This is a genomic window from Candidatus Phycosocius spiralis (assembly GCF_030158815.1).
Taxonomy (GTDB): Bacteria; Pseudomonadota; Alphaproteobacteria; order Caulobacterales; family Aquidulcibacteraceae; genus Aquidulcibacter; species Aquidulcibacter spiralis.
Map to the genome: position 1 here is coordinate 21,546 of NZ_BPFZ01000010.1, position 26,466 is coordinate 48,011.

The following is a 26,466-nucleotide window of genomic DNA, read 5'->3' on the forward strand; positions in this document are numbered from 1 at the left end:
CCTGCTCTCGTGCTTGCATCCAGTCGCCAGAACCGCCAATGAAGAATCAAATCACTCGCTAAGGCGATAACCTCCATGCTCAAGGAGATCCTATGTCCATACCTCAGATCCTATCGCGCTTGCGTATACCGGTCATTGGTGCGCCACTTTTCATTATTTCCAATCCAGATTTGGTCATTGCCCAATGCAAAGCTGGGGTTGTTGGATCGTTTCCAGCCCTCAACGCACGCCCTGCACCTGTATTGGATGAGTGGCTGGATAAAATCACCACTGAATTGGCTGAATGGGACGCTAAAAACCCCGACCGTCCAGCCGCCCCTTTTGCGGTCAATCAAATTGTGCATAAAACCAATGACCGCTTGATGCATGACGTTGAGGCATGTGTGAAATTCAAGGTGCCTGTTGTCATTACCTCTTTGGGCGCGCGTGAGGACGTCAACCAAGCCATTCAATCCTATGGCGGTATTACCCTCCACGATATTATCAACAATCGGTTTGCAAAAAAAGCGGTTGAAAAAGGTGCAACCGGTTTGATCGCTGTATCCGCTGGGGCAGGCGGTCACGCTGGCACTTTATCGCCTTTTGCCCTTGTTCAAGAAATCCGCGAATGGTTTGATGGTCCCTTGTGCATTTCAGGCTCCATTGCGAATGGTGGCGCGGTCTTAGCTGCGCAAGCTATGGGAGCGGATTTTGCTTACATTGGTTCTGCATTCATTGCGACGTTGGAGGCCAATGCCGATCAAGCTTATAAGCAAATGATCGTGGATAGCAGTGCAGAGGACATTATCTATTCTAACCTCTTTACTGGCGTGCATGGGAATTATCTGGTTCCCTCAGTTGTGGCTGCTGGCCTTGACCCGTCAAATCTGCCTGAAAGCGACCCATCTGTCATGAATTTTGGATCAGGTGGCACCCAAGCGAAAAAAGCCTGGCGCGACATCTGGGGCTGCGGACAAGGCATTGGCGTAATCAAGGAAATCTCTACGGCAGGTCAATTAGTCGAGCGTTTAGCGCAAGAGTATGAAGCCGCACACCAGCGTATCCAAGCTAATTGGGTTCACGCAGCATGGTAGAATTGAAGCAGGCCACTTGTGATCCGGCTTGACAATATTTAGCTAGATCTTGGATGATATTCTAAGGCGTGCATGCTTTGGTCCTGATGAATTATGCTGTGGTACAACAGGGTAAGCGCTGCAATTAGCCACCCTTCCCCTTTTTCTTAGCTTCCTTGGCTTCGCGTTCTTCCTTGGTTAGAGGGGGAGGTGCGCTAGCCTTGATTTGACGGGCTTGGAGTGCCAAGGCCTCACTGCGTGCACCTGCTTCATCTTCGCATGAAAGACGATCCTTCAAAATCTTGTCACGTCCGACCACACACAACCCACTCGCGGCTACTCGGACATTCCCAACTGCATCGGCGGGGTCGTTGGTGTCGCGATTGAGCACTTGGGATGAGGCTTCGGCTTGAGCGCGCGATTTTATTTCTTGGGCATAAAAGGATAAAGCCGCACTTTCACCAGATCGCCCCATAGAGCCTGTCACACTCGCAAAACGTTGCACAGAATCTGCAAACGCACGCGGAGTAATCTTACCTGAAAAATACAAACGCCGCGCCAAAATGGCTTCTGCGCCAAAAAAAGTTTCAGCGGCACGCAAATCGCGGCGATCTAGGGCTAAAAATCCAAGACGCTTTGAAGCGTCCAGCGCGACACGATCCCCAGCCTCTCCTGCTGGGGCCAATGTCATGGCCGAACGAAAGGATTGTTCTGCCTTTGTTAAATCCCCGGCAGCATTGGCTTCAACACCTTGCTTTAAAGCTGCGCGCGCAGCTTCATCACTGCCAGAGGAACTTGGATCGGTGAAATGGGTCTGAGTGCTAAGGGGTAGAAGTGAGGCAGGCGATTGCGCCACAATCGTGGTAGATTGCGGTTTGACTGCGGTGAAAGCTTGGGGCGTTGTTTGAGCTAAGCCATAGCTTCCCAAGGACGCACATGCGCCCGCAAAAAGGAATAAGGTTGCGTTACGCTGTTTCAATGGTTCCTCGGTTCTTTGACAAAAGGGGCTCAGCCGTACCACCCAAGCTGTGACATACATCAATGCACGCATTATGCACATAGGCCTTAAGTCTTGTACATCCCTTTTCCAAGTATCGCTTGGACGTGTCGCTCAAAAGCGGACCATTGTTTGTAAGCGCGCACATTTTGGTCTGCTTCCTGCCAAGCTAGGGCAAACCAATGACCATGGGTTGGATTTTCAACGAGCTCAGCAAGATTGGTCAATTTGATACGGATGGTAAATAAGATACCCCCAGTTTGCGGCAAACGACGAATGGTTTGTCGCTCAAACCGCACATAGACCATGGCTTGTGCTTGGCTGATGTCGGCCTGGCAGGCGGCTTGCCGAATCGGCGTACCATCGGGAGTGAAACGCGCATCCCCCCATTGTACAGTCCAATTATGCCGCTCAAGCACTACATGGTCTGCCATCTGGGAAAACACCCGCGAAATACGTCCGCCAAGGATTGGATCTCCCCCTGGCACTGGGCGATGTAGGCCAAACAGCGATTGCCCAAGAGCGTGTTGTGGAGAAAAAAAGGTTGGGCTACACAGGCAAAGAGCTGTTGCGGTCCACTGCCCTTCACGCAGTTCCATCACCACCAAATCATCCGATACAAGGCGACTTGCCGCAAACAAAGGTGGTTCTGCGCTGTCCAAATCTTGCTCAACTGCACGGGCAACCAAAGAGCTTGCTTCCATTTGTGCGGGCAAAGACCCGCCCATGCTGGCGTAAACAGCCTCCGGATCGATATTCATCAAAGCATTTTTGGGGCCAAGCCAAGCTGCCTGGTCATCAGGTAAGAGCCAGTTGCGCCCATCAATAGGGGCAAGGCCTACGTTAAAACGCGGCGGACCATGCTCAAAGGGCAGGAATGATCGTTGATCTGATTGTGATCGCATGACCCACTTCAAGCATTCAAACCAGCATTGCAAGCTCATCCCATCTTGAACCTGATGTGCGATCCAATTTGGTCCTATCGGGGAATGTCACCACCCAAGTTTACCCATACTTATAGAATCTTGAACTCTGATAAACCACCATTAATCATGAACCTTAGCCCAAACATCGGATGCACATCAAGCTGGGCCTGCTAAGCCCTTGAGGACATCATCGATTGACCACCCCTTTTTTGCGGGGTTGGTTTAGAACAGGGCCTGAACGTTAAGTGATTAAGCGGGGGATAAGTATGCCCCGTCACGTTTGGCTCATCAACAGCAAGGCTTAAGTGATCTACCGACAAGTCACCGCGCAAGAGTGCCCGCACCGCCGCTTGCACCCGGTTGAAGACCCCCAATTTGCGCGAGGCATTGCCAAGGTGAAACTGCACCGTTCGCGCCGTAACCCCAGTTAAAACGCCAATTTCCCAATTGGTTTTGCCTTCTAATACCCAACGCAAACATTCAAGCTCACGCCCTGTTAAACGTACCATTGGTGCGCGATCAACCACCGTAGCGGCGGTCAAACGGCGAACGCGCTGATAAAGCGCCATCGCGAGATGACTTAAAGCTTCTTCATCATCATAGTCCAATCCAAGCGTCTGTGATGCAGCAAACATCATAAGCGCCACACAGCCTTGGGGACCATGAACCGGAGTGGTGACGCCATCGCGAAACCCATGGCTCCTAGCGGCTTGCACAAAAGCACGTTGTTCTGGATCCCTCGCCGTTGCAAAAGCGCGTTGCCATTTAACAGATCCAGCACGCAAGATGGCTTGTCTACGCGCAGGGTCGCTTTGGCAGGTGGCTTCACTGGCATAATGTTGCCGCCACGCTGGGTCAAAATTGCCCAAATTCAACAAACTTGAAGGGTTCACCATGGGGTTATGTGGACCAGGCACCAATTGAAACCAACCAAACCCACACTCTTTTGCATATTTGGTGAGAATTTGCAGGAGCTCGCCTTCACGCCGTGCGGTACGCAACTGAGATAAAACCGTGGCAGTTAGGCTTTGAATCTGTGTCATAGCCATCTCCATTTTGTGCACTCTTTTGGTACATATCAAGTGATTATCTATTTTAGACTGAATTACAAGACCTCACTAGACACATACTCATTTGATCAGATGGCTATGTTTGCTCTGAGGTAACTGATTTCCCTCCGTTTTGCAGTGCATGGATCAAAGGGTGCCCCAAGCATTTTCAAGCCATATCTTTGATTACTATGGTGTTAATAGCTACATGCTAAGCTCAATCACAGGTTAGGGCGATGCTTGACAGCATTGACAGATTTGGGTTCAATTTTAGTGTCTCTCACAATAAAATGATTGGATAGTGGTTATTCAAATGAATTCAGACCGGGCTGTTTTTTTAGTTAATGAAATGCTTGGCGTAAGTATTCTGGTTTCAGCGCCTTTGCTGATCGGAACTCTTATCGTTGGCCTGTTGATCAGTGTGTTTCAGGTGGCCACGCAAATTCAAGAAATAACATTGACTTATGTCCCAAAACTTGCAGTTTCAGCATTGATTTTATTGGTTTTGGGTAGCTGGATGCTTGGACTAATCACTCAGTTCGCTCGTTCGGCTTATTCTACGATACCTACTTTAGGTCAATAAAGGGTGATTTTGCAAGCTTCTGGTGATTTTACCCATTTCCTATCGGCCACCTTGCTGATTAGTTTTAGAATAGTGCCAACCCTTGCATTCGCACCTCCATTTACTTTGTTTAAAATTCCAATCATTGTCAGATTGGCTTTATCTCTTGGTTTGTCCGCTTTTATGGTCAGCGCTAATCCTGACAGCACAACAATCAAGCTAGATTCAGAATTCGGCCTTATTGAAATTGCCATCTCTGAGCTATTTCTTGGAATCATTATGTCCTTGGCCTTGCACGTTTTGTTCGGAGCCATTGCTACCGCAGGTAGGGTTGGCGATATCCAGGCTGGATTTGGACTGGCGCTGATATCTGATCCAAGTTTAAGAAACCGATTGCCGCTTATAGGTACAGTTCTGAGCTATTTGGCAGCGGTGATTTTCTTTTCAACCGAAGGACCAAACGACTTAATCGGTTTATGGGACGCATCTTTACAGGCAATTCCACTAGGTTCAACCGCATTTGAATTCAACATATCAGGGTTTTTATATTATATGTCGGCCATTTCCATCTTGGCACTTGGACTGGCTGGTCTATTATTATTTGCCTTATTTTTGGTCGATATTTCAATTGCAATCATGTCCAAAACTCTACCCCAAATGAATGTTTTAGTACTTGGTTTCCAAGTCAAAACATTGGTCGTTCTCACTGTACTTCCAATCGCGATTTCAACCAGTTTAGCTCTTTATCTGCGATTGATACGCCTTGCTCTTGATGCAACTCCAGCATGGCTTTGACGCACCAACCAAAAGATTAAGGAAAACATGAAGCACCCTCTAAGATGCTAGACGACAACCAGCCGTAGGTTGGTCGCTCGGATCGTATGGGCCAGGGCTGAAAAGCATTCAAATCCATGCATGTTCGTAAAAGACCAAGCGATTGGCTAAATGCCCCCATTTCAAATGAGCAAAGACTTAGAACGCATTTCTAGCGCACCAGGTGAATTATTGTTGCTTCGGACAACAAAGATAGCTTCAGGTCGCGGGACATTCATTGCAACCCAGATTGGCGGCGCGCTGAAATTGCCATGATTTTCGGTACACCCAATAGAGTTGTATTGATGCAGGCTATGTGCCTTCCAGCATAGAGCGCCACGTACGACCCTAATAACAATGGGGTCCCTCAAACGGCATCATCCTGCATTTGATGTCTTTTGCGTCACAACACTATCACACCACCATCGAAGCCGTTTTGAATCCAAATGGTGCCGATACCAACATTTATGGGTCCATCCACCCCCCCCAAGGGGCCTTATTTGCACGCATCTAGTGGATACGAGCTTGAACACCTCACCAATCTCAACGTCTGATACACGAACACCTCAAGCGCTGATTCTGATCAAGAGCTTCAGCGTATCTCAAAACGGGATATCATCTTCCAGGTCGGCAGCAAAGGAGCGCTTTTCGCCTTGACTGACGCGTGGGGCGGACGAGCCGCCGCCAAACCCGCCCGAACTAAACCCGCCTTCAGAGCGGTCTTCAATCATATCACCCCCGCCAGAGCGGCTATCAAGAATGGTAATCTCACCCTTGAACCGGCCGATGACGACTTCGGTGGAATAGCGCTTTTGGCCAGCTTGATCGGTCCATTCACGTGTTTGTAATTGGCCCTCTACATAGACTTTGCTGCCTTTTTTGACATAATTTTCAACGACTTTGATTAAATTATCGTTGCGAACGACCACCCGGTGCCATTCGGTTTTTTCCTTCTTTTCCCCGGTGGCTTTATCATTCCAGCGTTCACTGGTCGCGACCGAAAATTCAGCGATCCGATCGCCTGATGGGAAAGATTTGATTTCAGGGTCGCGCCCGAGATTGCCGACCAAAATCACCTTATTGACGCTGCCCGCCATACGATTAACTCCATGTAATTGGCCGATTGCGACCATAATCGCCGTCCTTTGGCATCTGAACCATTCAAAGGACGCTACAGGTCCCATATCCCCTAATGAAGAGTGGGGAAGCGTTCCAAACCGCTACCCCTTGTGGATAAAAGTGTAAAACTGTGTATGCCCTAGACATGCAGATGATGTTCACATAATGTTCTATTCGTCAAGTGGCGCGGCACACGCTAGATAAATACATAGATAGATTCTTCAGCGCTGCGCTGAAAGATTGGCGTTATCAAGGTCTTGCATGTCTGAATTGTCCGTTATTCGCGTCCGCGGTGCGCGTGAGCACAATTTGAAAAATATATCTGTGGAGATTCCTCGTGGCGAATTGGTCGTTATCACCGGCCTGTCGGGATCGGGGAAAAGCTCGCTGGCGTTTGACACGATCTATGCGGAGGGGCAGCGCCGCTATGTCGAAAGCTTGTCCGCCTATGCACGCCAATTTTTAGAATTGATGCAAAAGCCCGATATGGATTCCATTGAAGGCCTTTCTCCCGCAATCTCGATTGAACAAAAAACCACGTCGAAAAACCCCCGCTCAACCGTGGGCACAGTCACTGAAATCTATGACTATATGCGCCTGTTGTGGGCGCGCATAGGCGTACCTTATTCGCCAGCCACGGGCTTGCCGATTGAAAGCCAAACGGTAAGTCAGATGGTGGATAAGATTATGGCCCTTAAAGAGGGTACGCGACTTTTCTTGTTGGCCCCTGTCGTGCGTGGCCGCAAAGGTGAGTTTAAGACAGAGTTTAAAAGCTGGATCAAACAAGGCTTTGTGCGCGCCAAAATCAATGGTGAGTATTATGAGCTGGAAAACGCGCCAGAGCTCGACAAAAAACTCAAGCATGACATTGATGTGGTGGTGGATCGCATTGGGGTTCGCGCTGGCATTGAACAACGTTTGGCCGAAGGATTTGAGACCTGTCTGCGCTTAGCTGATGGTATCGTTTTAGCCGAATTTGCCGATGAAAAAGACGCCAAAGGCATGGCCAAGCGGATATTATTTTCAGCTAAATTTGCCTGCCCGGTATCTGGCTTTACCATTTCAGAGATTGAGCCACGGCTATTTTCCTTCAACAATCCATTTGGGGCCTGCCCAACCTGCGATGGCCTTGGCGTTCAGCTCAAATTTGACCCAGATCTTGTTGTACCTGATGCTGGAAAGAGCCTGAATGACGGCGTGATTGCGCCTTGGGCAAAGGGCGCTTCCCCGCTTTATACCCAGACTTTGCAAGCTTTGGCGCGCCATGCCAGCGCCCCTTTAACTACCCCTTGGAACAAATTACCCGAAGCCTTTCAGAAACTTGTGCTTTATGGTTCTGGCAGCGATAAAATCAAATTTGTTTATGATGATGGCGCGCGCCGCTATGAAACCACCAAGACGTTTGAAGGCGTAATCCCCAATTTAGAGCGGCGCTGGCGCGAAACAGATTCGGCGTGGTCACGCGAGGAATTGGGTCGCTATCAATCGGCACAAAAATGCCCGACATGTGACGGTAAGCGCTTAAAGCCGGAAGCCTTGGCCGTGCGCGTCGGCGGAGAGGATATTTCCCTTGTGTCGACCCGCTCGATCCGGGGTGCGCGCGATTGGTTCGTGGACCTTGAAAACCGCCTCACCCCGAAAGAACTAGAAATCGGCACGCGCGTGCTCAAAGAGATCAAAGAGCGTTTGCGGTTCTTGGTCGATGTCGGTTTGGATTATCTGACCCTACACCGGGGTTCAGCCACCCTATCTGGCGGGGAAAGCCAGCGCATTCGATTGGCCAGTCAGATCGGCTCTGGCTTAACGGGCGTGCTCTATGTCTTGGATGAGCCCAGCATCGGCCTGCACCAGCGCGACAATACCCGCCTCCTTACTTCACTCAAGGGTCTGCGGGATCTGGGCAATAGTGTGATTGTGGTGGAGCATGATGAAGAGGCGATCCTGACCGCTGATCACGTGTTGGACATGGGGCCACTTGCGGGTATTCACGGCGGCCAAGTGGTGGCTCAAGGCCTGCCATCGGACATTGAAGCCGCCCCTGAGAGCTTAACGGGTGCTTATCTAAGGGGCGAAAAATCGATTCCGATCCCGGCCAAAAGGCGACGGCGTAATCCCAAAAAGTTCCTGAGCATCCAAGGTGCGACTGGCAATAATCTTAAAGATATCTCGGTCGATATTCCTTTGGGCATTTTCACCTGTGTGACCGGGGTATCGGGCGGGGGTAAATCCACGCTCATTTTGGAAACACTGTATAAGGCGCTCGCTAGACGCCTTAATGGCGCCAATGAAGTGCCTGCCCCACATAAGGCGCTAGAAGGCTTACATCATCTGGACAAAGTGATTGATATTGATCAAAGCCCTATAGGCCGCACACCACGCTCTAACCCCGCCACTTATACCGGGGCATTCGGGCCGATCCGGGATTGGTTTGCGGGCCTGCCAGAATCCAAAGCGCGTGGCTATGGCCCAGGGCGCTTCAGCTTCAATGTCAAAGGTGGGCGGTGTGAAGCCTGCCAGGGCGACGGCGTGCAAAAGATCGAAATGCACTTTTTGCCCGATGTCTATGTGACCTGCGATGTATGCCACGGCAAACGCTATAATCGCGAAACACTCGAAGTGACCTACCGGAATAAATCAATCACCCAGGTCTTGGATATGACGGTTGATGAAGCCGCTAACTTCTTCCAAGCCGTGCCATCGATCCGCGATAAAATGGAGACTTTGGTGCGCGTTGGCTTGGGCTATGTCAAAGTCGGCCAACAGGCCACCACTTTGTCTGGCGGGGAAGCCCAAAGGGTCAAATTGTCCAAGGAATTGTCGCGCCGCTCAACCGGGCGCACGCTTTATATCTTGGATGAACCCACAACTGGCCTGCATTTTGATGACACTCGTAAACTACTCGAAGTGCTCCAAGAATTGGTGGAACAGGGCAATAGCGTACTGGTGATTGAACATAATCTCGATGTCATCAAAACTGCCGACTGGCTGATTGATTTGGGCCCCGAAGGCGGCGATGGCGGTGGACTGGTGGTTGGTGAAGGCACGCCTGAAGAGGTTGCTCTCATCGAAGGCTCTTGGACGGGTCGATATCTGAAAGAAACCTTGCTTAAACATGAGGAGCGTCGGATCGCACAAATGAAGCGCATGGCGATAGAAGCTACAAATACCAAAAATGAAAGACTCATAAAATCAAATATATAATAATGATTTGCGAAACCCCTTCCAAGCAAGGGCCAAGATGTCGCGCTGTTGGCAGCTTAACATGAGCACCCATCGCCCCTATTGGTCTTAGGTGGGTCTTGAGGGGTCTTGGGATGGCCTTGGCTCTCAAGGAACTCTGATTGGCAATTGGTTCCAATGCTGGTTGGGTTTTGCTGGTTTGGTTTGAATTGAAAACCTGCTATCTGCGCCCATATAAAAACTTAAGCACAATAGGCGTCAAACCGATACAATATCAATCCATTATACGCTAATCGTCGCGGTGGATGCGCTCAGCACGTTCATGACGCTCTTGTGCTTCCAAGCTCAAAGTCGCAACTGGGCGAGCCATCAGACGTCCTAATGAAATGGGTTCACCGGTTTCATCGCAATAGCCATAGGTGCCATCTTCGATTCTCCGTAGGGCTGCTTCAATTTTTCCGATCAGCTTGCGCTGGCGGTCGCGGGCCCTCAGTTCAATATTTTTGTCGGTTTCTGCTGAAGCCCGGTCTGCCACATCGGGCAATGAGGCTGTATCGGTTTGTAGGTGCGATAGTGTATCTTTTGAATCGCTGAGTAGTGCATTCTTCCAATCCAAAAGCATGCGCCGAAAAAATTCGCGCTGCCGCTCATTCATGAACTCTTCGTCATTGGTTGGAATATAGCCAGCCCCAACATCGTCACTGGAAACATCGGTATTTTGCATAACATTTGCCGTCATGACGTACCCCTGATTGCGCATGTGAGCGATGAATGAATCGCGTCTTTCCTTGGCGCTATAGTGAAGCGCATGCTAGCCCGCAAGGCGCTTCTATCATGTGACAGTCACCTTGAACTGCAAAAAGTGTCTTAGTACCCAACAAACCAAGTAAATCCAAGCGGGGTTAAAGCGCGCGCTCCAGCTTTGCCAACTCAACTTCAGCACGCAATTCTACATCCGCCAAGATCGCCTCCAGCGCCGGATCATCGATTGTCTCGCGCTGTTCACGCAAGGTCGCAGCCAACAGGGTGACTTGGGCACGTTTAACCCCATCGCCCAAGATGGCGACCCGCAAGGCTTCCAATTGATCCAAAAGCGAATAAGTTCTTTTAGTTGCCCGCCGACGTCGTTCACTAACCTCATCTTGCTCCTGAAGGGCCAATAAAGAGCCAACATTGGCCAAGGACGCACTGGCTTGAGTCCCGCCAACTTGGGCGGGACTAGGACCAGATTGACTAGGTAGAGCAAATCCAGGAGCTGCGCTGCTGCTGGCCCGCCTCCCCCCCACACTACCTATCGTAGCCCCTGTGCCTTGAACCTTCATCAACCAACCTTTGCACCGCGTCTGTTAAGAGCTGATTAATCTATTCGCAGCGTAAAAGAAAGACGGCAATTTTCGCTGGCTATAGGCAATCCTTGCCGACACCACAACGCGCCTTCGAGCCTGTAAAAAAATAACAAACTGTTTTATAATCAAAAAATCTTATCTTGAGCACGAAATGGGCTGGCATGAAATTCGCATAGAAAGTGTGGATGACTTATACACCTTCACCTTTTTTCAAACGTCCGGCCCTGTTGTTGATGCTTGTAGGCAGTATGTTTGCATTTGCATTGCCCCAATGTGCATTTGCACAATCGCGAATTAAGGATCTGGTACAGATCGAAGGTGTACGAGACAATCAATTGATTGGTTATGGTCTGGTCGTCGGTTTGCCTGGTACCGGTGACGGACTGCGCAATTCCCCCTTCACCCGTCAAAGCATTGAAGCGATGTTGGAGCGTATGGGCATCAACACGCGAGAACAAAATCTGCAAACCAAAAACGTTGCTGCAGTGATGGTAACTGCCAGCTTGCCTGCTTTTTCAACGCAAGGGTCACGCGTAGACATCTCTGTCTCGGCTTTTGGTGACGCAAAAAGCTTGGAGGGTGGGACTTTGCTGGTTACGCCCTTGATGGGGGCGGATGGACAAGTCTATGCAGTCGCCCAGGGGCAAGTCACAGTAGGCGGGTTTACCGCCAGTGGAGGGTCAGGAAGTAGCGTTAGTCGTGGGGTCAGTACCAATGGCCGGATCGCCAACGGCGCTCTGATTGAGCGCGAAATACGCTTTGATCTTGCAGGTCAGACCGAACTGCGAATGGCATTGCGCAATCCTGATTTCACCACGGCGCGACGCATCGCCTCAGCCATCAATAGCAATTTAGGCCTCGTAGCTGCTTCGGTCGATAATCCCTCCACGGTCGTCTTGTCAAAACCCATAGGCTACCCTGGTGATATGGTCAGCTTAATTGGCCGTATTGAGCGATTGAATGTTACCCCGGATCTTGGTGCCAAAATTGTCGTCGACGAGGCCTCAGGTATCGTGGTGATGGGTGACAATGTTAGGGTTTCTACCGTAGCGATTGCCCAAGGCAATCTCACAGTATCGGTTCAAGAAAATCCGGTCGTCAGTCAGCCTGGCCCTCTGAGCAGTGGTCAAACCACGGTAGCACCCCAATCAAACGTCAAAGTTGATGAAGATAAGGGTGATTTAGCTATCGTTCGAGGCGGCGTACCTTTGCGAAACTTGGTTGAAGGTCTTAACTCGCTGGGCGTCAATCCCCGTGACCTCATTCAAATTCTTCAAGCCCTTAAAGCGTCTGGTGCCCTGCAAGCAGACATCGAAGTGATGTAAAGGAGCCATACAAGATGGATCAAATCACCCCCACTCTCGCAAACAGCCAAATCTCAACTGCTTCTTTAGAGATTTTAGGTGCACGCGTCAAAAGCACCAAAGACCATGCAGAGGTTGAGAAAATTGCCAAAGAATTTGAGCGTATGGCACTCGCGCAAATGCTCACACTGATGGAGACAGATACCGATATATCCGACACCATATTCGGCGGTGGAGCTGGTGAACGCGCCTTCAAACCCTTTCTGACCGAGGAATATGCTAAAGGTTTTAGTGAACGCGGTGGAATTGGGATTGCTAACGCTGTGAAGCGCGAAATTCTAAAAATCCAAGAATCAACCCAAACAGAAAGGTAACCCAATGTCCCTCATGGCCAATGATCCAACCGATCTGATGGATCAACTTATTTTGTTGACGCGCCGCTTGGCCGATTTAGCTGAGCGTCAAGCTGCCTTGTTTGAAGCCAGTCGCTTTCTTGAAGCCCAAAACTTAACAGAAGAATCGGCTCGCCTCGCGAATGTTTACGCCAGCGAAAGCCGCCGCATCGCCGAAGACCCAAGCCTATTAAGCGGTGTTCCATCCGACATGCGGGCGACTTTAACGTTTGAAACAGAGCGGTTTAAATCTGCCATGGATGCCCATGAGCGCGCCCTTAATCGTCAACGCGTCTTGGCCGAAGGGCTGGTGCGGGCAATCGCTGAAGAAGCGATTGCTGCAAGACCAACACCTGTTGCCTATGGCCCAGGTGCGCATGCCTTTCGTGATACGAGTGCAGTTGCGCTTGATAAGCGCGCATAAGCCTTTTGGCGTAATGAAACGCCTGCTATCCGCAGCAAACCTTGGTGCGCATAGAACATAGGGTGCATCATTTAACCGAAAACCTTTGGCACATTCAAATGCTAACAAACCCCGTTATTGAGGCGGGGTTTGTTGTTTTCTGACGGTCTTTCGTGGCCGGCATTTTTGGTTGAGGTGCATCAGAATTATTTAGTGCTCAACATTACGCCATACTTGGCGATAGGACAGATAGAGAAGCCCTGTTAGCACCAGTAAGAAGGCCATAACGCCAAGGCCTGTGATCTTGCGTTCGGTTTGATGGGGCTCAGATGCCCAGGACAAAAATGCCACCACATCATGCGCCATCTGATCCACCGTTGGCTTTACACCCTTGTTTGCTGGCGTATCGGCATAGGTGATTTGATCATCCATCAGAGGCGGCCCCATCGCAATCACGCCACCAGGCATATAGGGATTGTAGTACTTGCCCTCTGGAACGCTGACACCCTTGGGCACTTCTTGATTGTAACCAGTCAGAAGCGAATAGATATAATCGCCTCCATTATGGCGCGCCTTGACCAAGACGGACATGTCCGGAGGAACAGCGCCACCATTGGCCGCTGCAGCTTGAGCCCGATTTTCAAAGGGCGATACAAACTTGTCCGCTGGTAAGCCAGGACGCTCTTCTTCATTGCCATCAGGATCTACAGCCTTAACCGTATAATTGGCGGCAATAGCTTTGATGACTGGGTTCTCATTCGGGTTTGGGTATTTTGGATCATAGAATGGGGCATGCTCATCACCGAGGTTACGATAATGCACCAAATTCAGCGAGTGACAGGCCGAGCAGACTTCCTTGTAGACTTGGAAGCCACGTTGCAGCTGGGCTTTATCAAAGCGACCAAAAGGGCCTTCCCATGAACCATTAACTGGCCGTGGGTGCTTTACTTCACCGGCGGCTTGAACGCCGCTGGTCAATGCAACAGCTGAAACGAGAGCCGCAATACCGACGATCCATTGACGCGCGAAAGTTGGTTTCATCACAGTATTCCTCATTCCGCAGGCACAGCTGCTGACGATAAGCCAGCCGAACCATGCTTGGATGCCAAGATTGAGTCAGCAATCGAAGCAGGTGGTGTTTGGGGTTTCTCGATCACGCCCAAGACAGGCAGAACAACCAAGAAGTAAGCGAAGTAGAAGATCGTGCACAATAGCGAGATCAAGGTCCATGGTGGCTCAGCCGGCATAGCGCCACATATCCCCAGCATTAAGAAGTTTAGCACAAAGGCAAACCACCACATGCGAGCAACTGGACGATAGCGCATGGACTTGATCTTAGAAGAGTCGAGCCAAGGCAAAGCAAACAAGATCAAAATAGCCCCACCCATGGCGAGCACGCCGCCGAACTTGGCATCAATAATCAAGATATCAAAGGTGATCGCCCGTAGGATCGCATAGAAGGGCAATAGATACCATTCTGGCACGATATGGGATGGCGTCACTTGATTATTGGCGGGAATATAATTGTCTGGATGGCCCAAAGTATTAGGGCCAAAGAAGACGAAGCCTGCGAAAATCAGCAAGAAGACGCAGATCGCAAACCCATCTTTCACCGTGTAATAGGGATGAAATGGTAATGTCTCTTTCTTTACGTCTTGAACTTCAACACCTGTTGGATTGTTGTTGCCAGGAACATGAAGTGCCCAAATATGGAGTACCACAACCCCTGCAATCACAAAGGGTAAAAGATAATGGAGAGAGAAGAAGCGGTTAAGCGTGGTATTATCAACCGCAAACCCACCGAGCAACCAAGTCTTTATAGGATCACCAATGAAAGGTACTGCGCCAACAATATTGGTGATCACAGTAGCGCCCCATAAAGACATTTGGCCCCAAGGCAAGACATATCCCATAAAGGCAGTGATGATCATCAGAAGGAAAATAATAACCCCTAAGCCCCATAAAACTTCGCGTGGTGCTTTATAGGAACCATAATAGAGGCCACGGAAAATATGGATATAAACAGCCAAAAAAAACATACTTGCCCCATTGGAGTGCAAATATCGGATCAGCCACCCATAATTGACGTCGCGCATGATGCGTTCCACCGAATCAAAGGCAAAGGCTACATTTGGGACATAATGCATGGCCAAGATAATGCCTGTAATGATTTGACTGGCTAAACAGACCGCCAATATCCCACCAAAGGTGTACCAATAATTCAGGTTCTTAGGGGTTGGAAAGTCAACAAGCGTATCGTTCATAAACCGAACGATCGGCAAGCGGGTGTCAAGCCATTTTTCAAGGCCGGACTTCGGAACGTAGGTTGATGGTCCACTCATGGTCGTACTATCCAATCTTTACCACGGTTTCACCTGTGTAGATATAAGGTGGTATATGGAGGTTCTTAGGTGCGGGACCCTTACGGATCCGCCCGGCGGTATCATAATGCGAACCATGGCATGGACAAAACCAGCCACCATATTCACCAAGATATCCAGGTTCAGATATGCCAACAGGAATACAACCCAAATGCGTGCAATTGGCTTCCATGATCAAATATTCAGGCTTACCAGGCTGCGCATTGGATTGCTGGGTGCGCTGAAAATTGGTTTGAGGGTCTTTTAGATCGGCAGTGTCATCCTTGGTACCTTGCGCGATTTCAGCTGGCGTCCGGTGACGCACAAACACAGGCTTACCGCGCCACATGATCTTGGTTTGAGAACCTTCTGGCACTTTAGAGACATCAAATTCAGTGGATGCCAATGCCCGTGTATCGGCAGATGGGTTCATCTGATCAATCAGCGGCCACGCCAACATGGCAACACCACCCGCGACTACTGCCCCTGTAGCAACATAAATCATGTCTCGCCTTGTTGGCTCTCCGGCTAAGCCGGTTTCTTCTTGATTGGTGACTGCCACCTGATTACTCCCGCATTCACACACGTTTAAAACTCAGCTAGCATACACATAGCGCACTAACGTTTCATGAACGTGCGACGGAACGCCGCATTTCGCGGATCCCCATTAAAGATGAGAATCCATAACGTGCGCCTAGCTTTGTTTCAACCTGATATCGCGCCCAATCTGGGTGCGGCAATTCGACTTACCGCCTGCCTAGGCATTGGCCTTGATGTGATTGAGCCCTGTGGTTTTCCTATTTCCGACAAGACGTTAAAGCGTGCTGCGCTTGATTATGGTGCCCAGTGTGACCTTGTGCGCCATGATAGCTTTGCTGCATTTGCAGGGCTGACGCGCGCTACAAAAAGCAGGATCATCGTGATTGAGACGCAAGGGGCGCAGCGCTTAATGGATTTTGCCTTTAAACGAACAGATGTGCTGATGTTGGGGCGGGAAACAGAAGGGACGCCACGAGAAGTGATTGAAGTGTGCCAAGCCTGCGTGCGCATTCCGATGCAAGTGGGTCTTAGCTCCCTCAATGTTGTCACAGCGGGTACCATCGCTTTAACCGAAGCCATGCGCCAAATAGGGGGCTGGAACTCGCTTGTTTAAGTCAAACAATTCAAGATACAGGATAGGCAAATGACGCAGCTACATGCCCAAAAAACAATGGCCAAGGCTTGGTTTGAAGCTCTTCGCGATCAGATCATGCAGGCGTTTGAAGCGTTGGAGGACCAAGCCGATCCAGCTTTGTATCCAGGTACACCAGGCCGATTTGTCCGCACCCCTTGGAGCCGTAACGAAGCGGGGGGTGGCGGCGGGGTAATGGGCATGATGAAAGGGCGTTTGTTTGAGAAAGTCGGCGTGCACGTTTCCACCGTTATGGGTCGTTTCCCGGCTGATTATGCCCAGACCATTCCCGGCGCTCAAGATGACCCAAGCTTTTGGGCTTCTGGGATCAGTCTCATCGCGCATATGACCAACCCTCATGTGCCCGCTGTGCACATGAACACCCGAATGCTTGCAACAACCCAAACTTGGTTTGGCGGTGGTGCCGATTTAACACCTTTGATGGCCTATCAGCGTACTGACACGTTCCCAGACACCCTCACCTTCCATACTGCAATGAAGCAAGCCTGCGATGCGCATGATCCTGGTTATTATCCCAAGTTCAAAGACTGGTGCGACACTTATTTTTACCTCCCCCATCGCGAAGAGCCCCGTGGTATTGGCGGCATTTTTTATGATCATCACAATTCTGGGTCATGGGAGAAGGATTTCGCCTTCACCCAAGATGTCGGGCGCGCGTTTTTGCAAGTCTACCCCCAGATCGTACGGTGCCGTATGAATCAGACTTGGAGCGAGGATGAGCGCGAAGCGCAATTGATCCAGCGTGGGCGATATGTCGAGTATAATCTGCTCTATGATCGGGGCACGACCTTTGGTTTAAAAACCGGCGGCAATGTTGAAAGCATTCTCTCGTCCATGCCCCCGATCGTTAAATGGCCTTAGCGGCCACCTTTTAATAAGCACACTGTTTATAGACTTCACTTATATCACCTGCCCACTCACCATGATAAAGTGCCAGTAAACGTTCGGCTGGGGTTTGACCTGAAGCTGCGATTTCATCAAGTTCACTTAAATAGCCTGTTTCATCATCACCCGACGCATTGAACTGTTGACGGGCGCGCAACCCTTGGCGGGCGATATCTAGTACATCCTTGGCAACATCTTGTGCGCTGCGCCCCTTGATCGGCGCACGCAGTCCCAAAAAGGGTACGCTGCGACGCAGGCTTTCGCGGTCTTCTGCGCTCCATTCCCGGATCAATTCTAATGCCGCTTCTGTGGCTGCATCATCGTAAAGAAGGCCAACAAACAAGGCCGGTAAAGCACAAAGCCTAGACCAAGGCCCCGCGTCCGCGCCGCGCATCTCTAAAAAAGTTTTTAGGCGTACTTCAGGAAAGCAGGTGGTTAAATGATCTTCCCAATCTTTCATAGTCGGCTTTTGGCCGGGCAATTCTGGTAACCTACCCGCCATAAAATCGCGGAAGGAGCGTCCGGCGAGGTCGAGATAGATCCCATTTCGCTTGGCAAAATACATTGGAACATCCAAGGCCCATTGCGCATATCGGGCAAAGCCCATGCCAGGCTCAAACACGAAAGGTAGCATGCCGGTGCGGTCAGGATCGGTATCGCTCCAAACATGGGCGCGGTAACTCAAAAACCCGTTGGGGCGGCCTTCGCCAAAAGGTGAGTTCGCAAATAAAGCGGTAGCGATAGGCTGCAACGCTAAAGCAACTTGGAATTTCTTAACCATATCGGCTTCTGAACCAAAATCGAGATTGGTTTGCACCGTACAGGAGCGAAACATCATCTGACGGCCCAAGCGTCCCACTTTGGGCATATAGTCGCGCATGATTATATAGCGCCCTTTGGGCATCAAAGGGATTTCTTCGATGCTGTGCTTGGGATTGAAGCCCAAACCCAAAAAACCGATCCCTAGACGGTCTGCAATGGTACGTACATCGGCCAAATGCGCGCCAACTTCTGTGCAAGTTTGGTGCAAATGTTCCAGAGGTGCGCCAGACAATTCAAATTGGCCACCGGGCTCTAAAGTGATCGAGGCTAAGCCTTGCTTAAGTCCGATTATGTTACCACCTTCATAGATGCCGTCCCAACCAGACAAGTTTTTCATGCCATCAAGAAGCGCACCTACACCCTGCTCACCACCATAAGGTACCGGTGCGTTAGACCCTTTATAGAAGCCGAATTTCTCATGCTCGGTCCCGATTTTCCAGTGCGATTTGGGCTTGGGGCCCGCATCAAAATAAGGCAATAAATCCTCAAATGTCTCCAGAGGTCTGGAAGGGTCGTGTAGATCGGCCATTTAAGTTATCTCAAACTGCGCGTGATTCACGCAATTGTGAGTTAGGGCGCGTTTATGACCGGCGCAAGACGGCATCTAAATTTTTCAAGGGATTACGCTGACAAGGCCTGTGCGAAAGCATGGTTCACGTCTCGGTGGTGCGCTTCATCGGCACGTACCGCGATCACCACATCGCGCAGACACGCATCGGAATTAAGCTTCCAATACTCGATTGCAATGGCCGGTGCGGGCACATTCTCTATTCTGCCTGCGTCAATTTCAGCCAGATAAGCTGTGTAACTGATCACAGCTTCCTCCTCAAAATAGCCGACCATCCGATGGGCCGTGCGTGGGAAAAACAAATAAAGAACGAAGAAAGCATTGAAAAAAACTCCTTGCGCCAACAGGATCAACATCCGCTCTAACCAGCCGGGCTTGGCCATGGCGACAAAAGTCATCAGATGCATACGCTCATTCTGGCTTTCATCCAGCAAAGTTTGGATCCAACCCCGATCATCTTCCATCCGGCGTAAGCTGCGCATATGCACCAACATGCCGGCGACCATGCCGGGTACCGCTGCCACCGTCTCCAAAACGACCGCACGATGGCCATAGCGCTTGGCAAAAAAGACATCTGCAAACCAGCGCAGCATTCGTGTCATGCCCAAAGCCACACGGTCGGAGAGCGTAATAGGGGTTTGATGGGACATGATTGGGGTAGTATCTGCTTCAGTGGTTGGGGAAAAATCACACATATGGCCCTCCTTGTGGTCAAAACCGACTGTCTGAACCCATCTATTATTGCTCATCCCTAAGATTATATGGCCATACACCAACAGATGCGTTATGCGACCCAATGACGCGCTAGGTGACATGTTCAGGCCTTGTTGCATGAGAGCGAGTAAGCCCAATCACCCCAACAGTTTTGGATCAAAACCAGACCAGCGTAACAGGCGGTATCTGCCCGCAAAATACGTGGTCCCAAAGACACGGGTCGTATATGGCTGCAAGCGCGCAATGCTCTTCGCTCTGTAGGTGTAAACCCGCCCTCTGGTCCAATGAGAAGCCCGACTTTAAGGGGTCTATCCGCTAGAGCCACCTGTATCGAAGGACACCCTCCAGCTTCATCGGCAAACAAGACTACACACTCTGTCATTTTTGCGCATAACAGGGCCGATAAGGGTACTGGCGGGGCAACCTCTGGCACACTAAGCCTGCCACATTGCTCTGCAGCTTCAACGGCGCGCGCGCTAAGTCGGTCCTGATTGAGTTTTCGGACAATGGTGCGATCGGTCAGGACGGGGCGAATATGGGCAACCCCCAATTCGGTTGCTTTTTCGACGATAAAATCGGTCCGATCACCTTTAACGGGGGCTAAATAAAGCGTTAGATCGGCTGGGTAATCCTGTGGGCGGGTTTGTTGGGAAACCTGCATCGTGGCGCTTTTCTTAGATATGCTCTTCAGCTCCGCCAGCCACTCGCCGTCTCGCCCATTAAACACCAAGACTTGCACGCCAAGGCTAAGCCTTAAAACATGAACGAGATAATGGGCTTGGCCTTCCTCCAAAGTTACTAAGACATCACTTGAAAGGTCGCTAGAAACAAAAAGACGCTGGTTTGGTCTTTGGTCTTTGGTAATGGGCTTTGTGGACTTCATGGGGCAGTTATCACGTCACGGGCCTTGCCTGGCAAGGGCAAGCATGCGACCAGCTTTAAACGGTCAACTGAACATAAGAAGGGGACAACATGACGCGTGGCAAAAGTCACATAGATAAATCGGACCATTCAGTACGATCTAAACTGAGTGATACTGAATTTAGTGAACAATTAATCCAGCTACAAGTTGCCCTAGTCACTACCCAGCAATGGCTGATGGAAACAGGTGCTAAGGTCCTCATCATTCTGGAGGGTCGCGATGCAGCTGGTAAGGATGGTACAATCAAACGCCTCACTGAACATATGAGCACGCGTAGCACGCGCGTAGTTGCTCTACCCAAACCCTCTGACCGCGAGAAATCCCAGTGGTATTTTCAACGCTATACTGCCTATCTCCCAGCTGCAGGCGAAGTCGTGATCTTCAACCGCTCTTGGTACAATCGCGGCGGGGTAGAGCCAGTTATGGGCTTTTGTCAGGCGCAAGAGCACGCAGATTTTTTACGCGACGTCATTCCCTTTGAGCTCTTATTGAGCGCATCTGGGATCCACATCATTAAAATTTGGCTCGATATTACTCGTGAAGAACAAGCAAGACGGCTTGAAGCGCGGCGAACTGATCCTTTAGCACGGCTCAAAATTAGCCCTCTTGACGGGCTGGCTCAGGAAAAGTGGGATGACTATACCGAAGCTCGGAACCAAATGCTGATCGCCACTCATACGCACTTGATGCCTTGGTATTGTGTACGTGCGGATTCTAAAAAACAGGCAAGACTGGCGATCATACGCCATATTCTGCATCAATTGGCTTGCCCGGCTTTGGTAGGCCAAGTTGATGCCCCTGCCCCAAATCTCATGTTCAAATTTCACGAGAAGGCGATCAAGGATGGTCGGCTGGCGGATTAGCGCGCTTGAGAGGACTTGGTGCCAACTCATTGAGAAGATCTGGTAAATGCGCGATCAAATCGCTGGCGATCAACCCAGGCCCCGCGCGATTGGCGGCTTGGCTATGCAGCCACACCCCGCCACATGCCGCATCAAACGGCTCTAAGCCTTGGGCCAAAAGCCCCCCTATCATCCCCGCTAAAACATCTCCTGTCCCGGCACTGGCACAAAATGGGGTGGTGGACTGGGATAGACCGATGCGACCTTGCGGGGTCGCGACTATGGTTTGATGGCCTTTATTGACTAAAAGAGTACGATAAAGTTTGGCACATTCTAGCGTCGCGGCCAACTTTACCGAAGGGTTAGCTTGTGGGAACAAACGCTCAAACTCACCTTGATGTGGGGTTAAAATCACAGGAGCTTGCCGCGCGCACAAAGCCTGACCTAATTCGCCTGACACCCCATCTTGAGCCACAAGGGCCAAAGCATCGCCATCGAGCACGATCGGTCGATCAAACCCGGTCAGGACACTGACTACATCCTTATGACACTGAGGACTTAAACCTAATCCAGGGCCAATCACCAAAGCGTCAAAGCCATACAACAAGTCCAGCAAAGTGTGATCTGGCATGCGTGCAAGGATCAGTCGCTCGGTCTCATGATGGGCCATCATCAAAGCTGCAGCCGGTTCGCCAATCAAGCTGACCCAGCCAGCACCAATACGCTGACCTGCAGCGGCACACAGCCTTGCAGCCCCGGTCTGTAAGGGTCCACCGCTGACGACAGCCAGCCTACCGCGATTATGTTTGTGTGAGGCATCATCTGGCCACACCATGTGCGTTGCCCACTCAATCCCAATATGTTGACTGGTCTTGGGGGCTTGTTTGGGTGGGCGCATGAAATCAACGGCTCCGTTCCAGTTCAACCCCAGAGCAAACAGCACCGGGAATGGCCCCAGGTTTTTCTACCCTCACCTTGGTGCTCAAGATGCGAGGGTCTGCTAACAGAGCTTCGCATATTTTTTCCGCAAATGTTTCAATCAAATGCAGATGTACATCTGAGGCTATGGTGCGGACATGATTGACCAAGGCATCATAATCCACGGTTTCTGCCAAGTGATCGGTGCCAGAGCGAACCGCGGTATCAAGGTGAACTTCCAAATCGATTACCAGAGGCCGACGATGGCCCTTTTCGTGCGCATAGACACCACATTCGGCTTCCACCATCAGGCCTTTGACAAAAATTTTCGTACTCAAAGCACGTGTTTGTCTAAGGTTTGAAGCTTTAGTCTTGTAAGTTTCATCGGGCGCAGATTGGGAGGCAGGCCGCTCGGAACGCCGGATCATCTGACCTGGACGCATGACGATACCCAATTGGGTTGGCCCTGAAGATTTCATTCGGTAACACCATCTACATCTGGGGTACGCCAAATCAAGCTTTGTCCGCCATCCACCGCTAAGACTTGCCCCGTGACTGCTTGGGCGTCCAACATCCAACATATGGCTTCAACAACGGCAGATACAGGGCTACCACTGCCCAGAAGGGTCGCTTTGATTTGTTTGTGAAAATCGACTTCCGTTTGACGTATATTGCGCGCGGTTGGTCCCGGTGCAACGCCATTAACCCGCACGTGCGGCGCAAGCGCTTGGGCCAAGGTATGGGTTGCGATCGCAAGGGCCGCTTTGGACAAAGTATAGCTAAAAAATTGCGGCGTCAGCTTGAAGACGCGCTGGTCTATCACATTGACAATGGATCCAGTCAGCCCCACGGGTAAAGCCAAAGCTAGGTTGCGCGCCAATTCACACGGGACCCGGACATGAATGTCAAAATGGCGATCCCAGCGCGTGCGCGTAAAATCTGTAGCCGCATCATGTTCAAAGATCGAGGCATTATTGACGAGGCCGGTGACGGGTTGGCCTACCAAATCCTGTGCACGAGCGATGAGTTCAGCAACCTCGACTGCCACCAAAAGATCGGCCTGAATGAAGCTGGCGCTCAAGCCTTCTGCCCGTAGCTGCGCGGCGGCGTCCTTAGCGTGCGCAATAGAGCCACTGGCATGGAGGATGACATGATGACCCATTTTGCTGATTTGGGTTGCAATTGCCAAGCCAAGGCGTTGTGCTGCACCCGTAACAAGCACTATTTTAGGATTGTTGGAAGCAATCATAGGCGGCTTAAGCCAGCTAAACCGACATAGACAGTCAATTTAATCGAGGCGTTTAAATTCGATCAAGTTTAATAGTCCCATCCCACCAACAGCCAAAGCCAAAGCTAAAATCGCATACATAACTTATCCCTTTCCATTTGCATGACCAACTAGCCCCATTGGCATGCATCGCCAAGTTAGCCTATACCAACCCCATGCTAAAATCCTTAACAACAACTGCATTTCAAACATGGTTCAGATTAGTACGGGGTACAACATTAGGCGTTCGTATTTTGGCTTTGGATGGCGACAATCGGGTTTGTTTGGTGCGCCATACCTATATTCCAGGCTGGCATTTACCCGGTGGTGGGGTAGAACGCGGGGAAAGTGGACTTGACGCCGCCATCAAAGAAGCGCGCGAAGAGGCAGGCCTGATTGTAGAGCCGGTTCAGTTTGAATTGCGTTCCATCCACACCAATTTCGCCCATTTTAAAGGCGACCACATCCTGCTTTACCGCGCCCATAGCTGGACAAATATGCCGACAAACCGTGCGCATGAAATCGCAGAATATGGGTTCTTTGCCTTAAGCGACTTGCCCTTAGGCACCACACAAGGCACCAAAAACCGTTTGGCAGAGGCTGCGGGAGCCCCTATTTCGCCAATTTGGTAGTGGCCTGTGTTACTTCGCCATCCAAAGCGGCTTGAACTTGACGATAAAAGTCTTCACGGGCTTGCGCTTGCGGCCTTTGATTAGCGCGGGTCCAATTGGCGTTAGACGCGATCACTAAGCGACGTTTGGGGTCGATGAAAATGCCTTGACCAAAGATGCCTTGTGCGGACACAGCTCCTGAATCGTAGGTCCACCATTGATAGCCATATCCACGATCGGGTTCGCCATAGTCCTTTTGCTTGGTGGTAGCTTTCGCGAACCAACCTTCTGGTACTACAGATTTATCGCCAATTTTTCCTTGAGCGAGTACAAACAATCCCATGCGCGCATAATCGCGGGTGGCAATTTGCAAACAGCAGCCAGCAATCTCCTGACCAGTAGCATTTAGAAGCCAAGTGGCTTTTTGTTCCATCCCAAAAGGTTTCCAGATTTTTTCTGATAAATAGGTAGCCAGTGGTTGTTTGGTCGCTGAACTGACTAGAGCTCCGATCAAATTGGTCTCACCGGTATTATAGTGCCAAACTTGGCCTGGCGGATGGGCACGGGGCAATTTGCGCATATAGCTGACTGTGGCGTCCACACCTGGATCGGGCTTAGCTTCATTAAATTTTGCTACATCGGCATTGGGGTCTTCGTAATCCTCGTTCCAAGCAACACCTGACGACATGGTCAATAGTTGCTCAATCGAGACATCATCATAGGCCGAGCCTTTGAGGTCTGGGATATAAGTTGAAACCTTATCCTCCAAGCTTTTAATATAGCCATCTTGAATGGCTGCCCCAACGAGGCTGGATGTAAAGGATTTTGCCACCGAAAAACTGGTCCAACGACCTTTGGCATCAAAGCCCAAACCATAGCGTTCTAAACGAATCTTCCCGTCTTGAAGGATCACAAGCCCAGCGATGCGCTGGCTGGCCATATAGGCGTCCAGATTGTCAAGCTTCAGGGGTGGTCCGAGTGGCAGCGCCAAGGGATTGGGTCCGACCGCAACTGCGCGGCTTTGTGCCAAAAAGGGCAATCTGTCCATGGCGCGAAAGGCCGCATCACGCTGCGGGATTGACCAGAATAATACGTCCCGATTGGTTGGCACATGCACCAATATGCCTCTGGTCTCTTTATCTAAACTGACAAGGGCTAATGCTGCCGAACCAACAGCCAGCACCAAAACAGAACCGAGAATTTTGACGATCAAACCCTTGTTCACTTTATATCCCAATCCAAATCCCTAACTGACATGTGAGTTCACAAGCCTATCATAGGCCGTGACAAACTCCTCACAGACCCGGCCAGGTTGGTAATGAATGCCTGCAATCTCCTTAACCGGAGTGACCTCTGCCGCAGTACCCGTGATGAAGCATTCGCTAAATTGGCCTAATTCCTCAGGCAGAATGGTACGCTCGACAACCTCATAGTTTTTAGCGCGTGCCAGGCCGATCACCGTTTGGCGGGTAATACCATTGAGGAAGCAATCTGGCGTTGGGGTATGTATCGCGCCATCTTGCACAAAGAAAATATTAGCCCCAGTGGCTTCTGCGACATGGCCGCGCCAATCGAGCATCAAGGCATCCGCATAGCCCTCTGCCTCCGCGACATGTTTGGAATCAGTGCATATCATGTAAAGACCTGCTGCTTTGGCCTCACATGGGGCCGTTTTAGGGTCAGGACGCCGCCATTTAGCGTGGGTCATCCGAATACCACTCATTTTATCAGCAAAATAATTGCCCCATTCCCAAACCGCCACGGCAGCGCGAATGGTGTTTTGCTGCGCCGATACCCCCATCATCTCACTGCCGCGCCACATTAAAGGGCGGACATAGCAATTTTCAAATCCATTGCGTGCCATTGCTTCGGCTTTGGCCGTTTCAATGTCCTCCATGGTAAAGCTAGGCTTCATACCCATGATGGAAGCCGAGTTAAACAAGCGCCTTGTATGGCGTTTGCTTTCAAAAATGTGTCCCTGATAGGCCCGCTCACCTTCAAACACCGATGAGCCATAATGGAGGCCATGGGTCAGCACATGCACTTTGGCCTCGCGCCATGGCAAAAAAGTGCCGTCCATCCAAATCCAGCCATCTCGGTCGTCAAAGGGTATAAAAGTCATTGTCGTTTGCCCACTTAGATTTATCCAAACTTGCGTGTATGGAGAATAATATGCTTCGCAGTTTTTGGGCTTGAACCCAAATGCGAGGAGACGCAATCTC

The 26,466-nt window shown here is 50.5% G+C and carries 28 protein-coding genes; 11 read left to right on the forward strand and 17 right to left on the reverse strand.

All coding sequences use genetic code 11. The features are described from left to right. Positions 1-92: 92 nt before the first annotated feature. On the forward strand, positions 93-1,073 hold the full coding sequence (locus tag PsB1_RS08275; RefSeq protein ID WP_284360396.1) for an NAD(P)H-dependent flavin oxidoreductase: 981 nt from the start codon (positions 93-95) through the stop codon (positions 1,071-1,073). Between the two features lie 124 nt (positions 1,074-1,197). Here the strand turns inward: PsB1_RS08275 and PsB1_RS08280 are convergent, their stop codons facing one another. The 3 genes from PsB1_RS08280 to PsB1_RS08290 form a co-directional block, all read right to left on the reverse strand. Then, positions 1,198-2,103, reverse strand: coding sequence for a hypothetical protein (locus PsB1_RS08280; RefSeq protein WP_284360397.1), 906 nt, complete (start codon positions 2,101-2,103; stop codon positions 1,198-1,200). A gap of 14 nt (positions 2,104-2,117) precedes the next feature. Continuing rightward, a complete protein-coding gene (locus PsB1_RS08285) occupies positions 2,118-2,954 on the reverse strand; it encodes a heme-dependent oxidative N-demethylase subunit alpha family protein (protein WP_284360398.1) in 837 nt (278 codons plus the stop codon). Positions 2,955-3,145: 191 nt separating this feature from the next. Continuing rightward, positions 3,146-4,018: a LuxR family transcriptional regulator gene (locus PsB1_RS08290; RefSeq protein WP_284360399.1), complete on the reverse strand. Its 873-nt coding sequence runs from the start codon at positions 4,016-4,018 to the stop codon at positions 3,146-3,148. A gap of 319 nt (positions 4,019-4,337) precedes the next feature. On the opposite strand from PsB1_RS08290, the gene PsB1_RS08295 reads away from it, so the two are divergent. Beyond that, positions 4,338-4,607 (forward strand): flagellar biosynthetic protein FliQ, encoded by a 270-nt coding sequence (locus tag PsB1_RS08295; protein ID WP_284360400.1) that lies wholly within the window; start codon positions 4,338-4,340, stop codon positions 4,605-4,607. Between the two features lie 72 nt (positions 4,608-4,679). Further along, on the forward strand, positions 4,680-5,381 hold the full coding sequence (locus PsB1_RS08300) for a flagellar biosynthetic protein FliR (protein WP_284360489.1): 702 nt from the start codon (positions 4,680-4,682) through the stop codon (positions 5,379-5,381). Positions 5,382-6,001: 620 nt separating this feature from the next. Here PsB1_RS08300 and PsB1_RS08305 read toward each other — a convergent pair. After that, the gene (locus tag PsB1_RS08305; RefSeq protein WP_284360490.1) at positions 6,002-6,496 is read right to left on the reverse strand and encodes a single-stranded DNA-binding protein; all 495 of its coding nucleotides are present in this window, start codon (positions 6,494-6,496) and stop codon (positions 6,002-6,004) included. Between the two features lie 283 nt (positions 6,497-6,779). Here PsB1_RS08305 and uvrA point away from each other — a divergent pair, with 283 nt between their 5' ends. Then, positions 6,780-9,719, forward strand: coding sequence for an excinuclease ABC subunit UvrA (uvrA, locus tag PsB1_RS08310; RefSeq protein ID WP_284360402.1), 2,940 nt, complete (start codon positions 6,780-6,782; stop codon positions 9,717-9,719). Between the two features lie 268 nt (positions 9,720-9,987). Here the strand turns inward: uvrA and dksA are convergent, their stop codons facing one another. Further along, the gene (dksA, locus tag PsB1_RS08315) at positions 9,988-10,422 is read right to left on the reverse strand and encodes an RNA polymerase-binding protein DksA (RefSeq protein ID WP_284360491.1); all 435 of its coding nucleotides are present in this window, start codon (positions 10,420-10,422) and stop codon (positions 9,988-9,990) included. Positions 10,423-10,600: 178 nt separating this feature from the next. Next, positions 10,601-11,020 (reverse strand): flagellar assembly protein FliX, encoded by a 420-nt coding sequence (locus tag PsB1_RS08320; RefSeq protein ID WP_284360403.1) that lies wholly within the window; start codon positions 11,018-11,020, stop codon positions 10,601-10,603. Between the two features lie 209 nt (positions 11,021-11,229). Here PsB1_RS08320 and PsB1_RS08325 point away from each other — a divergent pair, with 209 nt between their 5' ends. From PsB1_RS08325 to PsB1_RS08335, 3 genes are read left to right on the forward strand one after another with little or no spacing between them, the layout of a single operon-like run. Next, positions 11,230-12,369, forward strand: a complete 1,140-nt coding sequence (locus PsB1_RS08325; RefSeq protein WP_420887898.1) for a flagellar basal body P-ring protein FlgI — start codon at positions 11,230-11,232, stop codon at positions 12,367-12,369. A gap of 14 nt (positions 12,370-12,383) precedes the next feature. Then, positions 12,384-12,722 carry a rod-binding protein gene (locus PsB1_RS08330; RefSeq protein WP_284360405.1) on the forward strand — a complete coding sequence of 113 codons (339 nt, stop codon included), beginning with the start codon at positions 12,384-12,386 and terminating at the stop codon, positions 12,720-12,722. A gap of 4 nt (positions 12,723-12,726) precedes the next feature. Beyond that, the gene (locus tag PsB1_RS08335; protein ID WP_284360407.1) at positions 12,727-13,164 is read left to right on the forward strand and encodes a flagellar basal body protein; all 438 of its coding nucleotides are present in this window, start codon (positions 12,727-12,729) and stop codon (positions 13,162-13,164) included. A gap of 189 nt (positions 13,165-13,353) precedes the next feature. Here PsB1_RS08335 and PsB1_RS08340 read toward each other — a convergent pair whose 3' ends face one another. Genes PsB1_RS08340 through petA form a run of 3 tightly spaced genes read right to left on the reverse strand, consistent with a single transcriptional unit; the run spans position 13,354 to position 16,065 of the window. Beyond that, positions 13,354-14,184 (reverse strand): cytochrome c1, encoded by an 831-nt coding sequence (locus PsB1_RS08340; RefSeq protein WP_284360408.1) that lies wholly within the window; start codon positions 14,182-14,184, stop codon positions 13,354-13,356. A gap of 11 nt (positions 14,185-14,195) precedes the next feature. Beyond that, entirely contained in the window at positions 14,196-15,485 is a 1,290-nt protein-coding gene (locus PsB1_RS08345) for a cytochrome b (RefSeq protein ID WP_284360409.1), read from the reverse strand. A 7-nt stretch (positions 15,486-15,492) separates the two neighbouring features. After that, on the reverse strand, positions 15,493-16,065 hold the full coding sequence (petA, locus tag PsB1_RS08350) for a ubiquinol-cytochrome c reductase iron-sulfur subunit (protein WP_284360411.1): 573 nt from the start codon (positions 16,063-16,065) through the stop codon (positions 15,493-15,495). A gap of 111 nt (positions 16,066-16,176) precedes the next feature. Here petA and PsB1_RS08355 point away from each other — a divergent pair, with 111 nt between their 5' ends. Both PsB1_RS08355 and hemF read left to right on the forward strand, forming a co-directional pair. Then, the gene (locus PsB1_RS08355; RefSeq protein WP_284360412.1) at positions 16,177-16,656 is read left to right on the forward strand and encodes a tRNA (cytidine(34)-2'-O)-methyltransferase; all 480 of its coding nucleotides are present in this window, start codon (positions 16,177-16,179) and stop codon (positions 16,654-16,656) included. A 30-nt stretch (positions 16,657-16,686) separates the two neighbouring features. After that, positions 16,687-17,556 (forward strand): oxygen-dependent coproporphyrinogen oxidase, encoded by an 870-nt coding sequence (gene hemF / locus PsB1_RS08360; protein WP_284360413.1) that lies wholly within the window; start codon positions 16,687-16,689, stop codon positions 17,554-17,556. A 10-nt stretch (positions 17,557-17,566) separates the two neighbouring features. Here hemF and PsB1_RS08365 read toward each other — a convergent pair whose 3' ends face one another. The 3 genes from PsB1_RS08365 to PsB1_RS08375 all read right to left on the reverse strand — a co-directional run bounded on the left by PsB1_RS08365 (position 17,567) and on the right by PsB1_RS08375 (position 20,567). Further along, a complete protein-coding gene (locus tag PsB1_RS08365; protein WP_284360414.1) occupies positions 17,567-18,931 on the reverse strand; it encodes a glutamate--cysteine ligase in 1,365 nt (454 codons plus the stop codon). A gap of 92 nt (positions 18,932-19,023) precedes the next feature. After that, on the reverse strand, positions 19,024-19,665 hold the full coding sequence (locus PsB1_RS08370) for an alternative oxidase (RefSeq protein ID WP_284360415.1): 642 nt from the start codon (positions 19,663-19,665) through the stop codon (positions 19,024-19,026). A 122-nt stretch (positions 19,666-19,787) separates the two neighbouring features. Continuing rightward, entirely contained in the window at positions 19,788-20,567 is a 780-nt protein-coding gene (locus PsB1_RS08375; protein WP_284360416.1) for a 16S rRNA (uracil(1498)-N(3))-methyltransferase, read from the reverse strand. Between the two features lie 89 nt (positions 20,568-20,656). On the opposite strand from PsB1_RS08375, the gene ppk2 reads away from it, so the two are divergent. Continuing rightward, positions 20,657-21,469 (forward strand): polyphosphate kinase 2, encoded by an 813-nt coding sequence (gene ppk2, locus PsB1_RS08380; RefSeq protein ID WP_284360417.1) that lies wholly within the window; start codon positions 20,657-20,659, stop codon positions 21,467-21,469. On the opposite strand, the gene PsB1_RS08385 is transcribed toward ppk2, so the two are convergent. From PsB1_RS08385 to PsB1_RS08395, 3 genes are read right to left on the reverse strand one after another with little or no spacing between them, the layout of a single operon-like run. Further along, positions 21,444-22,346: an NAD(P)H-hydrate dehydratase gene (locus tag PsB1_RS08385; RefSeq protein WP_284360418.1), complete on the reverse strand. Its 903-nt coding sequence runs from the start codon at positions 22,344-22,346 to the stop codon at positions 21,444-21,446. The two genes, ppk2 and PsB1_RS08385, sit on opposite strands and share 26 nt — an antisense overlap. A 4-nt stretch (positions 22,347-22,350) precedes the next feature. Beyond that, positions 22,351-22,845, reverse strand: coding sequence for a dihydroneopterin aldolase (gene folB, locus PsB1_RS08390; RefSeq protein WP_284360419.1), 495 nt, complete (start codon positions 22,843-22,845; stop codon positions 22,351-22,353). Then, complete coding sequence (locus tag PsB1_RS08395) at positions 22,842-23,615, reverse strand: SDR family oxidoreductase (protein ID WP_284360420.1); 774 nt, start codon at positions 23,613-23,615, stop codon at positions 22,842-22,844. The genes folB and PsB1_RS08395 overlap by 4 nt, the downstream gene beginning before the upstream one ends. Positions 23,616-23,809: 194 nt before the next feature. Between PsB1_RS08395 and PsB1_RS08400 the strand changes: the two genes are divergently transcribed. Beyond that, entirely contained in the window at positions 23,810-24,265 is a 456-nt protein-coding gene (locus tag PsB1_RS08400; RefSeq protein WP_284360422.1) for an NUDIX domain-containing protein, read from the forward strand. On the opposite strand, the gene PsB1_RS08405 is transcribed toward PsB1_RS08400, so the two are convergent. Together PsB1_RS08405 and PsB1_RS08410 are read right to left on the reverse strand one after the other, a co-directional pair. Beyond that, entirely contained in the window at positions 24,246-25,469 is a 1,224-nt protein-coding gene (locus PsB1_RS08405) for a serine hydrolase domain-containing protein (protein ID WP_284360423.1), read from the reverse strand. The two genes, PsB1_RS08400 and PsB1_RS08405, sit on opposite strands and share 20 nt — an antisense overlap. A gap of 21 nt (positions 25,470-25,490) precedes the next feature. Further along, the gene (locus PsB1_RS08410; protein ID WP_284360424.1) at positions 25,491-26,366 is read right to left on the reverse strand and encodes a branched-chain amino acid aminotransferase; all 876 of its coding nucleotides are present in this window, start codon (positions 26,364-26,366) and stop codon (positions 25,491-25,493) included. Positions 26,367-26,466 lie beyond the last annotated feature (100 nt).